Annotated in this window: 9 protein-coding genes; 7 read left to right on the plus strand and 2 right to left on the minus strand. The window is 59.8% G+C overall.

Features of this window, described 5'->3' with window-relative positions; all coding sequences use genetic code 11:
• Positions 1-75 precede the first annotated feature (75 nt).
• A complete protein-coding gene (locus tag HGP31_RS09370; RefSeq protein WP_168757536.1) occupies positions 76-534 on the plus strand; it encodes an REP-associated tyrosine transposase in 459 nt (152 codons plus the stop codon).
• Between the two features lie 108 nt (positions 535-642).
• Here HGP31_RS09370 and HGP31_RS09375 read toward each other — a convergent pair whose 3' ends face one another.
• Positions 643-2571, minus strand: coding sequence for a transglycosylase SLT domain-containing protein (locus HGP31_RS09375; protein ID WP_083348546.1), 1929 nt, complete (start codon positions 2569-2571; stop codon positions 643-645).
• A 212-nt stretch (positions 2572-2783) separates the two neighbouring features.
• On the opposite strand from HGP31_RS09375, the gene HGP31_RS09380 reads away from it, so the two are divergent.
• Positions 2784-4703 (plus strand): ATP-binding cassette domain-containing protein, encoded by a 1920-nt coding sequence (locus HGP31_RS09380; RefSeq protein WP_033039847.1) that lies wholly within the window; start codon positions 2784-2786, stop codon positions 4701-4703.
• A 217-nt stretch (positions 4704-4920) separates the two neighbouring features.
• On the opposite strand, the gene HGP31_RS09385 is transcribed toward HGP31_RS09380, so the two are convergent.
• The gene (locus tag HGP31_RS09385) at positions 4921-5361 is read right to left on the minus strand and encodes a universal stress protein (RefSeq protein ID WP_020800555.1); all 441 of its coding nucleotides are present in this window, start codon (positions 5359-5361) and stop codon (positions 4921-4923) included.
• A gap of 104 nt (positions 5362-5465) precedes the next feature.
• On the opposite strand from HGP31_RS09385, the gene HGP31_RS09390 reads away from it, so the two are divergent.
• From HGP31_RS09390 to topA, 5 genes are all read left to right on the plus strand, one after another.
• Positions 5466-5903 (plus strand): hypothetical protein, encoded by a 438-nt coding sequence (locus HGP31_RS09390; protein WP_168757537.1) that lies wholly within the window; start codon positions 5466-5468, stop codon positions 5901-5903.
• Between the two features lie 613 nt (positions 5904-6516).
• Complete coding sequence (gene fadB / locus HGP31_RS09395; RefSeq protein WP_033045453.1) at positions 6517-8664, plus strand: fatty acid oxidation complex subunit alpha FadB; 2148 nt, start codon at positions 6517-6519, stop codon at positions 8662-8664.
• A 32-nt stretch (positions 8665-8696) separates the two neighbouring features.
• On the plus strand, positions 8697-9872 hold the full coding sequence (gene fadA, locus HGP31_RS09400; RefSeq protein ID WP_033045454.1) for an acetyl-CoA C-acyltransferase FadA: 1176 nt from the start codon (positions 8697-8699) through the stop codon (positions 9870-9872).
• 98 nt (positions 9873-9970) lie between these two features.
• Positions 9971-10207 (plus strand): DUF1653 domain-containing protein, encoded by a 237-nt coding sequence (locus HGP31_RS09405; RefSeq protein WP_020800559.1) that lies wholly within the window; start codon positions 9971-9973, stop codon positions 10205-10207.
• A 114-nt stretch (positions 10208-10321) separates the two neighbouring features.
• Positions 10322-12949, plus strand: coding sequence for a type I DNA topoisomerase (gene topA / locus HGP31_RS09410; RefSeq protein ID WP_020800560.1), 2628 nt, complete (start codon positions 10322-10324; stop codon positions 12947-12949).
• The last annotated feature ends 1142 nt before the right edge of the window (positions 12950-14091 follow it).

Below are 14091 nucleotides of genomic sequence, written 5' to 3' on the forward strand. Positions count from 1 at the left end.
GAAATTGCGCATATCAGCGGTCTCATCTCAGTGGGCTAATCTTGTGCAATCCGCATATTCAGGGAGGGCAACGGAATGCCCATCGCCGCAAATGGGTGTCGCCTGCGCAAGTCCAGATTTGCTGAACAGGGTCGCCTCTATCTGCTGACAGCAGTCACTCATCAGCGCCAGCTGGTATTTGCTGATTGGCGTTTGGGTCGTCTTTTGGTGGATCAACTGCGCTGCGCTGATGAAAGCGCGTCGGTCACTTCCATGGCCTGGGTCGTAATGCCGGATCACCTGCATTGGCTGATTGAATTGAAAAATGGGTCCCTGGCGGAGTTGATGTGCCGCATCAAATCCAGAAGCAGCCGTTCGATCAATCTGGTGCGCGGTGAGCAGGGGCGATTGTGGCAGCGGGGGTATTACGATCGCGCGTTACGGCGTGATGAGGATATCAAGGGAGCTGCGCGGTATATCGTCATGAATCCGTTGCGGGCCGGGTTGGTTTCCAGGGTTGGCGAATATCCCTTGTGGGATGCCATTTGGATTTGAGAATCAGAATCAAAAGATCGCAGCCTGCGGCAGCTCCTACAGTGGGACGGTGTACACCCCGTAGGAGCTGCCGCAGGCTGCGATCTTTTGATCTTGCCTCAATCAAACTCACTGATCGTCGAAATACCGCTCATGCCAATCCACCAGCGGTTGCGGCGAGTTGAGTTTCTGGCCGTAGATCACTGAATACGACAGCACGTTCTGTACGTACTGGCGGGTTTCGTCGAACGGGATGCTTTCCACCCAGACGTCGAAGCTCAGGTGATCGGCACCACGCAGCCATTGGCGCACGCGGCCGGGGCCGGCGTTGTAGGCGGCGGAGGCGAGGACGCGGTTGCCGTTGAACTGGCTGTGAACCTGGCTCAGGTAAGCCGCGCCCAGCTGGATGTTCTTGTCCGGGTTGAACACCTGCTGCGGCGAGGCCAGCGGAATGCTGAACTTGCGCGCGGTTTCCTTGGCGGTGCCCGGCATCAATTGCATCAGGCCGCTGGCACCGACGCTGGAGCGGGCATCTTCCATGAAGGCGCTTTCCTGGCGGGTGATGGCAAATACCCAGCTGGAATGCAGGCCACGGACCTTGGCTTCACGCACCAGGGTGTCGCGGTGGGCCATCGGGAAGCGAATGTCCAGGTCGTCCCAGTACTGCGCCTGGCTGATGGTGCGAATCGCCGGGAAATACCATTTCAGGTCGTAGGCCAGTTTCGCCTGGGCAACCATTTCATCGCGACTGAAGTGGCGGCTGACGTGATACCACTCGCGGCGACCGTCGACGATCTGTCCGCGGGCATGAAACTCCAGGGCGCGGCGTATGCCAGGGGTGTTACGCACCTTGTTGATCAGTGCCTGGCTGAGCACCAGCGGTTTGTTGTTCAGCGAATACGGCGACTGCGAACGGTCGGCGGCGAGGAAGCCGTAGAAATCGCGCTCGCGGGCCAGGCTCTTATAGAGATTGAGTGCCTCGGGGTTTTGCGGCTGCGCCAGTTCCAGGCTGCGGGCCTGCCAGTAGCGCCAGCGGTTGGTGGTGGCCAGGTCCTGGGGCAGGCGGCGAGTCAACTGGTAGGCATCGTCCCAGCGCGCCAGGCGCAGCAACAAACGCATGCGCCACTCAGACACCGTGTTGTCGCGCAGTTCCGGGTCGTATTTGGTCATCATGTCCAGCGCGCGGCTGTCGAAACGTCGCGCCAGGGTCAGCCCGATTTCCCGGGCGATGGCCACTTTTTCGTCGCGCGAGAAGTGCATGCTGCTGGCGTAACCGTCGAGCAGGGCCATGGCCCTGTCCGGATCCTGACGGGCTAAGCGGCGCAGGCCGAGGCTGACAATGTCCGACATCGGTTCGTCGGCCGGGGCGAAGCGCGACGGCGAATTGAGCAGCTCGGGATTCTGGGCCACATCGACCAGCAGGCGACCACGGGGGGCCAGGGTGGTCAAGCCATTGACCAGGCTGTTGGCCAGTGGGTAATTGCGTGCCTGGGCGGCGAGCTTGGCGCGTTCCCAGCGCTTCTGCTCGGTCAACTGGCCTTCGGCAGCCCACATGCCGAACAGGGCATCACAGGCTGCCGGTTGCGTTTTACCGCTCAGCCAGAGCTTGTTGGCGTTGGCGTAACCTTCGGTCTTTTGGTTGTGGCTGATCTGGTACTGCGCGTTGAGGCAGTCCAGTTCGGTGAAATTCATCTTGGGGTCGTAGTACTTGACGAAGGTCGCCCAGTCGCCGCGTTCCGCCAGCCAGCGCAACCAGCGCAGCTTCATCCAGTTGGCCTGGGGCAGGTCACCGTGTTCGGCGAGGAACTTCTCAATCTCGGCATTGCTCGCGGTTTTCAAGCGCGCGGTCAGCTCGTCGTAAGCCAGGTACGGCTCCAGCGGATAGTCGGCCAGGGCCTGGCTGTAGCGGAAATACGGTCCGGTGTCGCCCTTCGCCAGGGCGCGCTTGGCTTCATCGTAGTATTGGCGTTGGGTAGACAGGTCCACCGCCTGTGCGGATTGAACGGCAGCGGCAGAAAGTAGAAAACATGACAAAAAATTGAGAAGGCGACTGCGCATGAGACGTCCGGACAGAAAAAACATGACAAGTGCTGGCAATGCCCGCACTGATTATCTGTAGCTTAGCCTTTTGCCAGCAACGGGCGAAAGCTTTGCCGACCGGTCTGCATCAGTTCGCAACATTTGTTGTGCAGAGTGCTGCGAAGGTGAAATTGCCGGCCTGCTGGAGCCCCGTTTCAGGTAGAATGCGCGCCCGGTTTTTGGAGAAGCTCATGACCCTGCTCAAATTCAGCGATGTGTCCCTTGCTTTCGGCGCTATGCCGTTGTTGGACAAGGTGTCCTGGCAGATCGCCCGTGGAGAGCGGGTGTGCATCATCGGCCGCAACGGCACTGGCAAGTCCAGCATGATGAAGCTCGTCAAGGGCGACCAGAAGCCCGATGACGGCTCGGTTTGGCGCGCACCCGGCCTCAAGATTGGCGAATTGCCGCAAGAATTGCCGGTAGCCGACGAGCGGACAGTGTTCGACGTGGTTGCCGAAGGCCTGGACGGTGTCGGCGCGTTGCTCGCCGAATATCACCACCTGAGCCAGAACATCGTCACCGATGCCGACCTGGACAAGCTGATGCACGTCCAGCACGACCTCGAGGCCCGCGACGGCTGGCGATTGCAGACCCTGGTCGACAGCACCCTGAGTCGCCTGCAGTTGCCGGCGGACAAGACCCTCGCCGAATTGTCCGGTGGCTGGCGTCGTCGCGTGCTGCTGGCCCAGGCCCTGGTGTCCGAGCCAGACCTGCTGTTGCTCGACGAGCCGACCAACCACCTGGACATCGGTGCAATCGCCTGGCTGGAAGAGGCGCTGAAGGATTTCCAGGGCGCCGTGCTGTTCATCACGCACGACCGTTCCTTCCTGCAGAACCTGGCGACCCGCATCCTGGAACTGGATCGCGGTGGCCTGATCGACTGGAACGGCGACTACGCCAGTTTCCTGGTGCACAAGGAAGCCGAGCTGGCCGCCGAAGCCACCGCCAACGCGCTGTTCGACAAGCGCCTGGCCCAGGAAGAAGTGTGGATTCGCCAGGGCATCAAGGCCCGTCGTACCCGTAACGAAGGCCGCGTACGCGCGCTGAAAGCCCTGCGCGTCGAGCGCAGCGAGCGTCGTGAGCGCACCGGCAAGGCCAACATCCAGCTGGAAACGGCCGACAAGTCCGGCAAGCAGGTGATGGTGCTCGAGAACGTGAGCTTCGCTCACCCGGGCGGTCCGTTCCTGATCAAGGACTTCTCCATGGTGCTGCAGCGCGGCGACCGTATCGGCCTGCTCGGCGCCAACGGCACCGGCAAGACCACGCTGCTGAAATTGATGCTCAGTGGCCTGCAGCCGACCAGTGGCAAGGTGGAAGAAGGCACCAAGATCGACGTCGCCTACTTCGACCAGTTGCGCCATCAGTTGGACCTGGAAAAGACCGTGATCGATAACGTCGCCGAAGGTCGCGACTTCATCGATATCGACGGCCAGAGCCGCCACGTGCTGAGCTACCTCGGCGACTTCCTGTTCAGCCCGCAGCGTGCCCGCACGCCGGTCAAGGCGCTGTCCGGTGGCGAGCGTGCCCGCCTGTTACTGGCCAAGCTGTTCAGCAAGCCGGCGAACCTGCTGGTGCTCGACGAACCGACCAACGACCTCGACGTTGAAACCCTCGAACTGCTCGAAGAAGTGTTGCTGACCTTCAACGGCACCGTGTTGATGGTCAGCCACGACCGGGCATTCCTCGACAACGTGGTTACCAGCACCCTGGTCTTCGAAGGTGAAGGCAAGGTTCGCGAGTATGTTGGCGGTTATCAGGACTGGCTGCGCCAGGGCGGTTCACCGCGCTTGCTGGGCGTGACCGAGAGCAAGTCCGGCAAGGCCGACCTCAACTCCGCCGTGGTCAAGGCCGAGCCCGCGCCTGTTGCAGCCGCCGTCGAGGCGCCAGTGGCGAAGAAGAAGCTCAGCTACAAGGTGCAGCGAGAGCTGGAAGCGTTGCCTGGGCAGATCGAAGCCATGGAACAGCAGATCGTCGCGGTTGAGGGGCAGATGGCCGATGCGGGCTTCTACCTGCGTCCGGCTGCGGAAACCGCCGCGGTGATTGCTCAGCTTGCGCAGTTGCAGGCTGAACTCGACATCATGGTCGAGCGCTGGGCCGAGCTGGATGCCTGATTGATCCGGCAATAAAAAAGCCCGGCTTCACGCACGTGAACGCCGGGCTTTTCATATGCAACGCAAATCCTCCCCTGTAGGAGCGAGCATGCTCCGGGCGGCGTTCCGACGATGATCCTGAGAGCGCCACGGGGTGTCAGGCTCCCCCGCGTCATCGTTGACGACCATCGTCGGAACGCCGCCCGGAGCATGCTCGCTCCTACAGGGGGCGGTGTTGTCAGCTTTTGCTTTGCAGGCGCACTGCAAGCACATCGCAAGGCGCGCCGTGCAGCACGTCGTTGGCCGTAGAGCCCAGCAGCAGTGCCAGGCCATGGCGGCCGTGACTGCCGACCACGATCATGTCGCACCCTTGCTCCTTGGCCAGGTGGTGGATTTCCTGGCGTGGCTGGCCGTAGGTCAGGTGGCTGTATTCCCTGGAGAGCTCAGGGTATTTCACGATCAGGCGATCGAGTCGCTCCTTGGCCTGGTCGAACTGCTGTTGTTGCAGTTGTGACAGGTCCATTGGCACATCGCCACCAAAGGCCATGGCCATGGGCTCGACGATATGCACCAGGGACAATTTCGCCCCGTTGCTCACCGCCAGCTCGCGAGCACGGTGGATGACAGGGTCGCACTCTTCGGTCAGGTCTACAGCGACCAGAATGTGGTTGTAGGGCATGAGGTGCTCCTCCTGAGGGTTGCAATATTGGTAAGTATGGCTGGTTTCAAGCGCAGTGTTTCCAAAGTGACTCAATGCGCTCATCAAGAATCGGGAGTACAGATATGACGGTCTGGATAGTGGTGTCAATCCTGCTGGTGGTGTTGAGCCCCTTGGCATGGCTGCGACCCTCGCGCCATCAGAGTGGTCGCATGGCCCTGCGCATGGAGGCGCGACGCATTGGCCTGGCCATGCAGCTGGCGCCTCAGGAATGGCCGCACTGGCTCGCCCAGGAACCGCCAAACCCTTGTGCGCAGTACCACCGACCACGGCGGGGCAATCAACCGGCGTGCTGGAGTTACTGGCAAAAATCACCGGGTTTGTGGGTCAACCAATGGCAGGAACCCTGCGAGGATCGGGCACTGCTAAATCATTTCGAAAAATTGCCAGACAACGTCTACAAGGTCGAGGCTGACAAGCAGATGATCACCCTGTATTGGGGAGAGAAGGGCGACGCAGCCGTTTTGCAAAATATCGATGCTACCCTCAAGGCGCTGGCCTAAACCCCGCAGACACCCCCATCCCCTGTAGGAGCTGCCGCAGGCTGCGATCTTTCGATTTTTTAAAAGCAAGATCAAAAGATCGCAGCCTGCGGCAGCTCCTACAAGGGCGCGCGTGGGTTTTTGCAGGCAATAAAAAGCCCGACAACGTCATCGGGCGGGTTGGCCAGGCAGGCCGGTAATTCGGTTTGGGCTGATCTTACGCTGGGCATTCGCCAAAAGCGTTCAGTTTTTTCCCCAGGTTTCGCCAGCGTAGCTTGTTAAACAAAGGCTGCAGTGAATTAGGGCGAATTTTCTAAAGATTGATTCTATGAATGATTGCTCATGCAACCTCGTGTTGCAGGCCTTCGTCCTACAGAAATGACCGCCAAGTCGCCTCTCAACCCACACTTTGGGCGATTGACAATTGTCGGAATTTCCGTGAAGGTGGCGTACCCAAATCAAACGGGCGTATGAAATGAGCGTTTGTACGACAAACAGCTCCTACAGAATCCCGACTATCGCGTTGGCGGGTGTGCCGGGTGGATAGGCGTAGCATCGACGAGTGACGTCCCTGCCAGCCATCCGCCTGCGTCCGGCGTGTACTGTTCAGCTTCCATATCGTGGAGATCAGTTGATGATTTACGAAGGTAAAGCCATCACGGTTAAGGCTCTTGAAAGTGGCATCGTCGAACTGAAGTTCGACCTCAAGGGTGAGTCCGTCAACAAGTTCAACCGTCTAACCCTGAACGAACTGCGTCAGGCCGTGGACGCCATCAAGGCAGATGCTTCGATCAAGGGTGTGATCGTCAGCAGTGGCAAGGACGTGTTCATCGTCGGCGCCGACATCACCGAATTCGTCGACAACTTCAAGCTGCCGGATGCAGAGCTTGTGGCTGGCAACCTCGAAGCCAACAAGATTTTCAGCGATTTCGAAGACCTCAACGTCCCGACTGTCGCCGCGATCAATGGCATCGCGTTGGGCGGTGGTCTGGAAATGTGCCTGGCAGCGGACTTTCGCGTCATGTCGACCAAGGCCAAGATCGGCCTGCCGGAAGTCAAGCTGGGCATCTACCCGGGCTTCGGCGGTACCGTGCGCCTGCCGCGCCTGATCGGTACCGATAACGCCATCGAGTGGATCGCCGCCGGCAAGGAAAACCGTCCTGAAGACGCGCTGAAAGTCGGTGCCGTCGATGCCGTGGTTGCCCCTGAAAAGCTCCAGGAAGCTGCGCTGGAAATGATCAAGCGCGCCATTTCCGGCGAGTTCGACTACAAGGCCAAGCGCCAGCCGAAGCTTGAAAAGCTCAAGCTGAACGCAATCGAACAAATGATGGCGTTCGAAACCGCCAAGGGTTTCGTGGCCGGTCAAGCGGGCCCGAACTACCCGGCCCCGGTCGAAGCGATCAAGACCATCCAGAAAGCCGCGAACTTCGGTCGTGACAAGGCCCTGGAAATCGAAGCCGCCGGCTTCGTCAAGCTGGCCAAGACCGCCGCTGCACAGAGCCTGATCGGCCTGTTCCTGAACGATCAGGAACTGAAGAAAAAAGCCAAGGCCTACGACGAAATCGCCAAGGACGTGAAGCAGGCCGCCGTACTGGGCGCCGGTATCATGGGTGGCGGCATCGCCTATCAGTCGGCGTCCAAAGGCACGCCGATCCTGATGAAAGACATCAACGAGCACGGTATCGAGCAGGGGCTGGCCGAAGCCGCCAAACTGCTGGTTGGCCGCGTTGACAAGGGCCGCATGACCGCCGCGAAAATGGCTGAAGTGCTCAACGGCATTCGTCCGACCCTGTCCTACGGTGATTTCGGTCACGTGGACCTGGTGGTTGAAGCCGTCGTCGAGAACCCGAAGGTCAAGCAAGCTGTTCTGGCCGAAGTCGAAGACAAGGTCAAGGAGGACACCATCCTCGCGTCCAACACCTCGACCATTTCCATCACCTTGCTGGCCAAGGCCCTCAAGCGTCCGGAAAACTTCGTCGGCATGCACTTCTTCAACCCGGTGCACATGATGCCGCTGGTGGAAGTGATCCGTGGCGAGAAGTCCAGCGAGCTGGCAGTGGCCACTACCGTTGCCTACGCCAAGAAAATGGGCAAGAACCCGATCGTGGTCAACGATTGCCCGGGCTTTTTGGTCAACCGCGTGCTGTTCCCGTACTTCGGCGGTTTCGCCAAGCTGGTCAGCGCCGGTGTGGACTTCGTCCGTATCGACAAGGTCATGGAAAAATTCGGCTGGCCGATGGGTCCGGCGTACCTGATGGACGTGGTCGGCATCGACACCGGCCACCACGGTCGCGACGTGATGGCTGAAGGCTTCCCGGACCGCATGAAGGACGACACTCGCTCGGCCGTGGACGTGCTCTACGAAGCCAAGCGCCTGGGCCAGAAGAACGGCAAGGGCTTCTACGCCTACGAAACCGACAAGAAGGGCAAGCAAAAGAAAGTTGCCGACCCGTCGGTTCTGGAAGTGCTCAAGCCAATCGTCTTTGAACAGCGCGAAGTCACCGATGAAGACATCATCAACTGGATGATGATCCCACTGTGCCTGGAAACCGTGCGTTGCCTGGAAGACGGCATTGTCGAAACCGCCGCCGAAGCCGACATGGGCCTAGTCTACGGTATCGGTTTCCCTCCATTCCGTGGCGGTGCGCTGCGCTACATCGATTCGATCGGTGTGGCAGAGTTCGTTGCCCTGGCTGACCAGTACGCTGATTTGGGCGCGCTGTACCACCCGACCGCAAAACTGCGTGAAATGGCCAAGACCGGCCAGCGGTTCTTCGGTTAAGCGTCCCAACTTTTGAGCGAGAGTGAAATTTTATGAGCTTGAATCCAAGAGACGTCGTGATTGTCGACTTCGGTCGTACTCCGATGGGCCGCTCCAAGGGCGGCATGCACCGCAATACCCGCGCCGAAGACATGTCGGCGCACCTGATCAGCAAGCTGCTGGAACGCAACGTCAAGGTCGACCCAGCTGAAGTCGAAGACGTGATCTGGGGCTGTGTGAACCAGACCCTGGAGCAGGGCTGGAACATCGCGCGCATGGCGTCGCTGATGACCCAGATCCCGCACACCTCGGCCGGCCAGACCGTCAGCCGCCTGTGTGGCTCGTCGATGAGTGCCCTGCACACGGCTGCGCAAGCGATCATGACCGGTAACGGTGACGTTTTCGTGGTTGGCGGCGTCGAGCATATGGGTCACGTGAGCATGATGCACGGTGTCGATCCGAACCCGCACATGTCGCTGTACGCGGCAAAAGCTTCGGGCATGATGGGCCTGACCGCGGAAATGCTGGGCAAGATGCACGGCATCACTCGCGAACAGCAGGACGCTTTTGGCTTGCGCTCCCACCAACTCGCCCACAAGGCGACCGTGGAAGGCAAGTTCAAGGACGAAATCATCCCGATGCAGGGCTACGACGAGAACGGTTTCCTGAAAACCTTCGACTACGACGAAACCATTCGTCCGGAAACTACCCTGGAAAGCCTGGCGGCTCTCAAGCCTGCTTTCAATCCAAAGGGTGGCACCGTGACCGCTGGTACTTCGTCGCAGATCACCGACGGTGCCTCGTGCATGATCGTGATGTCGGCGCAGCGTGCGCAGGACCTGGGCATCCAGCCTCTGGCGGTGATCCGCTCGATGGCAGTGGCAGGTGTGGACCCGGCGATCATGGGCTATGGTCCAGTACCGGCCACGCACAAAGCATTGAAGCGTGCGGGTCTGAGTATCTCCGACATCGACTACTTCGAGCTCAACGAAGCTTTCGCCGCACAGGCCTTGCCAGTGTTGAAAGATCTGAAAGTGCTCGACAAGATGAACGAGAAGGTTAACCTGCACGGCGGCGCGATCGCCCTGGGTCACCCGTTCGGTTGCTCCGGTGCGCGGATTTCCGGCACTTTGCTGAACGTGATGAAGCAGAATGGCGGCAACCTTGGGGTAGCCACCATGTGCATTGGTCTCGGCCAAGGCATCTCCACCGTCTTCGAACGCGTTTAAGCGTTGCGTTGACGGAAGCCGGGGCCAAGTGCCCCGGTTTTTGTTTTTGCGGATTTTTTTATTTTTTATTTCAAGCTGATTTGAGTGAGGGCCGAAGCATGCCGATACAACCTGGGCTCTACCAACATTACAAAGGTCCGCAGTACCGTGTGTTCAGTGTCGCGCGGCATTCGGAAACCGAGGAAGAAGTGGTCTTCTACCAAGCCCTGTATGGCGATTACGGCTTTTGGGTACGCCCCTTGAGCATGTTCCTGGAGTCGGTCGAGGTTGACGGCGAACAGGTGCCGCGGTTTGCTTTGGTGCAAGCCGAGCCAAGCCTTTTTAACAAGCCATAAGCTGAGTGCGCGCAAAACCCTGCGCTTGACCTCACCTTGCAGCCACTATATATAGCGGTGCCGCGTCAGGCGCCAACCGCCTTTCACTTCTAGAATTCAGGAATTTTCTGATCCATGGGCAAATCGCTGGTCATTGTGGAATCCCCGGCTAAGGCCAAGACCATCAACAAGTATTTGGGCAACGAATACGTGGTGAAGTCGAGTATCGGCCATATCCGAGACCTGCCCACCAGCGGTTCGGCTAGCGCCAGCAAAGAGCCAGCCGCCAAGCGCGGCAAGGCTGCCGCGGGCGAAGCGCCGGCCTTGTCGCCGAAGGAAAAGGCGCGCAAGCAGCTGGTCGCGCGCATGGGTGTCGATCCCGATCACGGCTGGAAAGCCAAATACGAGATCCTTCCGGGCAAGGAAAAGGTCATCGAGGAGCTGCGCCGGCTCGCCAAGGATGCTGACACCATCTATCTCGCAACCGACTTGGATCGCGAGGGGGAAGCCATTGCCTGGCACCTGCGCGAAGCCATTGGTGGTGACGACAGCCGCTACAAGCGCGTGGTGTTCAACGAAATCACCAAGAAGGCGATCCAGGAAGCCTTCTCCCAGCCAGGCGAGCTGGACATCGATCGGGTCAACGCCCAGCAGGCGCGTCGTTTCCTCGACCGCGTGGTGGGTTACATGGTGTCGCCGCTGCTGTGGGCCAAGATCGCCCGTGGCCTGTCCGCCGGTCGTGTGCAGTCGGTTGCCGTGAAGCTGGTGGTGGAGCGCGAGCGTGAAATCCGCGCGTTCATCCCGGAAGAGTACTGGGAAGTCCACGCCGACCTCGGCACCGCCAAGGGCGCGACCGTGCGTTTCGACGTGGCTCGGGAGAAGGGCGAAGCCTTCAAGCCGCTCAACGAAGCCCAGGCCATGGCGGCGCTGGAGAAGCTCAAGTCTTCCAGCTACAGCATCGTCAAGCGCGAAGACAAGCCGACCAGCAGCAAGCCGTCGGCCCCGTTCATCACGTCCACCTTGCAGCAGGCCGCGAGTAACCGCCTGGGCTTTGGCGTGAAGAAAACCATGATGATGGCCCAGCGTCTGTACGAAGCCGGCTACATCACCTACATGCGTACTGACTCCACCAACCTCTCGGCCGATGCCGTGGCGATGGCGCGTACCTATATTGAAAGCGAGTTCGGCAAGAAGTACCTGCCGGAAAACCCGAACGTCTACAGCAGCAAGGAAGGCGCACAAGAGGCTCACGAAGCGATTCGTCCGTCTGACGCCAACACTGAGCCAAGCAAGCTGTCGGGCATGGAGCGTGATGCAGAGCGCCTCTACGAGCTGATCTGGCGCCAGTTCCTCGCCTGCCAGATGCTGCCGGCGCAATACCTGTCGACCACGGTCACCGTCGGTGCCGGCGACTTCGAGCTGCGTGCCAAGGGCCGTATCCTCAAGTTCGACGGCTACACCCGCGTCATGCCGCAAATCGCCAAGCCGGGCGACGACGACGTGCTGCCGGACATGGCCCAGGGCGACGCGATGAAGCTGATCAAGCTTGATCCGACCCAGCACTTCACCAAGCCACCGGCGCGTTACTCGGAAGCCAGCCTGGTCAAGGAAATGGAAAAACGCGGCATCGGTCGTCCTTCGACCTACGCGGCGATCATTTCGACCATCCAGGACCGCGGCTACGTGGCGCTGCACAACCGTCGCTTCTATTCGGAAAAGATGGGCGACATCGTCACCGAGCGCCTGGCCGAAAGCTTCTCCAACCTGATGGACTACGGCTTCACCGCCGGCATGGAAGAGCACCTCGACGACGTGGCCCAGGGCGAACGCGACTGGAAAAACGTGCTCGATGAGTTCTACGGCGACTTCAAGAAGAAACTCGAGGTAGCCGAGAGTCCGGACGGTGGCATGCGCGCCAACCAGCCAGTGATGACGGATATTCCGTGCACCACTTGCGGGCGTCCGATGCAGATTCGTACCGCGTCGACCGGCGTATTCCTCGGTTGCTCGGGCTACAGCCTGCCACCGAAAGAACGCTGCAAGGCGACCGTCAACCTGGTGCCGGGCGATGAAATCGCCGCAGACGACGAGGGTGAGTCGGAATCGCTGGTGCTGCGTGGCAAGCACCGCTGCCCGATCTGCAGCACGGCAATGGACGCCTACCTGCTGGACGAGAAGCGCAAGCTGCACATCTGTGGTAACAACCCGGATTGCGATGGTTATGAAATCGAAGAGGGCACCTATCGCATCAAGGGCTATGAAGGTCCGAGCCTGGAATGCGACAAGTGCGGCAGCGAGATGCAGCTCAAGACCGGCCGTTTCGGCAAGTTCTTCGGTTGCACCAACCCGACCTGCAAGAACACCCGCAAACTGCTGAAAAGTGGTGATGCGGCGCCGCCGAAGATGGATCCGGTGAAAATGCCTGAGCTGAAATGCGAAAAGGTCAACGACACCTACATCCTGCGCGACGGTGCGTCGGGCCTGTTCCTGGCCGCCAGCCAGTTCCCGAAAAACCGCGAGACCCGCGCACCGCTGGTGCTCGAGATCGTGCCGCACAAGGATGAGATCGATCCGAAGTACCACTTCCTGTGCGAAGCGCCAAAGAAAGATCCGGATGGCCTGCCTGCCGTGATCCGTTACAGCCGCAAGACCAAGGAGCAATACGTACAGTCCGAAGTCGACGGTAAGCCGACTGGCTGGAAGGCGTTCTACGACGGTGGCAAGTGGAAGGTCGAGGACAAGCGGCCGGCTGCGAAGGCGTAAAAGTCGCCAAACCGAAAAAGCCGCATGAGAACCTTCGGGTTTTCATGCGGCTTTTTTGTGCCCGTTGTCTGCGGAGTTTCGGGTTGCCGGCGAAGGCGGCCCGCCAGCCGACCAATCCCTCGCGGACATACCCGATTTACTGTAGGAGCCCGGCTTGCCGGCGAAGGCGTCCTGACAGACGATCTATTGTTTGTTGACGCGTACATATCCATTCCTGCGGTAACGGCCACCTAGGGTTTCGCTCTTACAGCGACTCACTTTTCAAAACCGGAAACACCAAAAAGTAAGCAAAAGGCTTTGCCCCACCACTTGGTGCCTCGCTAGGGCTCGGCATGCCCTCTCTCCGGCTTTGCTCCGTGGGTCGCCGCGATGGGCCATCCATGGCCCAGCGCGGCTAAACCGGCGTCCTGCCGGTTTACCCACTGCGCAATGCCTGCGTTCGGCCATCGTGGTTAACGGGGCACCCAGATCAAAAACAAAAGCGAGGCGGCCTTAAAGCCGACCTGACTTTTACGGCTGCACCTAATTCCTTGTGGGAGCCAGCCTGCTGGCGATGGAGGTCAACGATAACGCGCCCTGTCTGGATGAACGCATTGCCTGGTAGTCCATCGCCAGCAGGCTGGCTCCCACAATGGGATCGCGGACAGCCCTGCAATCAGGTCGGCTTTAAGGCCGCCTCGCTTTCGCGGTTGATCTTGATCTGGCTTTTGATTTTCTTGCCCCATCGAGAGGCCGAGTGGAGGTTCTGGGCAGTGGGTAAACCGGCATGGATGCCGGTTTAGCCGCGTTGGGCCAAGGATGGCCCATCGCGGCGGGCCCACGGAGCAGGACCGGAGCGAGGGCATGCCGAGCCTTAGCGAGGGGCCGAACGCCACGGGCAAGAGCCCTTGGTTACTTGGGGCTCTTCCAAGTGACTCGCTGTAAGAGCGAAACCCTAGGTGGCCGTTACCGCAGGAATGGATATGTACTCAGACAACCATTTCCCACAGGCTTTGACGCGGGGTCGGCCGCCCTGATCGGGAGTGGTGCACTTTTTCTGCAAGGAGCGGTTTCATTCACAAGGATGGTGGCAATTTATTGAGTGGGAGTGTCATTCGGGATCAGACAATGCTTGCGGGAGAAGGAGTTGATCCACGACACTG

Source organism: Pseudomonas umsongensis, from assembly GCF_012647205.1.
Classification (GTDB): Bacteria; Pseudomonadota; Gammaproteobacteria; order Pseudomonadales; family Pseudomonadaceae; genus Aquipseudomonas; species Aquipseudomonas umsongensis.

What these genes read in the sequence shown, in the direction of transcription:
- HGP31_RS09390 (WP_168757537.1), top strand. Translation starts at nt 5,466, where the DNA reads ATGACGGTCTGGATAGTGGTGTCAATCCTGCTGGTGGTGTTGAGCCCC.
- HGP31_RS09405 (WP_020800559.1), top strand. Translation starts at nt 9,971, where the DNA reads ATGCCGATACAACCTGGGCTCTACCAACATTACAAAGGTCCGCAGTAC.
- topA (WP_020800560.1), top strand. Translation starts at nt 10,322, where the DNA reads ATGGGCAAATCGCTGGTCATTGTGGAATCCCCGGCTAAGGCCAAGACC.
- HGP31_RS09370 (WP_168757536.1), top strand. Translation starts at nt 76, where the DNA reads ATGCCCATCGCCGCAAATGGGTGTCGCCTGCGCAAGTCCAGATTTGCT.
- HGP31_RS09380 (WP_033039847.1), top strand. Translation starts at nt 2,784, where the DNA reads ATGACCCTGCTCAAATTCAGCGATGTGTCCCTTGCTTTCGGCGCTATG.
- fadA (WP_033045454.1), top strand. Translation starts at nt 8,697, where the DNA reads ATGAGCTTGAATCCAAGAGACGTCGTGATTGTCGACTTCGGTCGTACT.
- fadB (WP_033045453.1), top strand. Translation starts at nt 6,517, where the DNA reads ATGATTTACGAAGGTAAAGCCATCACGGTTAAGGCTCTTGAAAGTGGC.
- HGP31_RS09385 (WP_020800555.1), bottom strand. Translation starts at nt 5,361, where the DNA reads ATGCCCTACAACCACATTCTGGTCGCTGTAGACCTGACCGAAGAGTGC.
- HGP31_RS09375 (WP_083348546.1), bottom strand. Translation starts at nt 2,571, where the DNA reads ATGCGCAGTCGCCTTCTCAATTTTTTGTCATGTTTTCTACTTTCTGCC.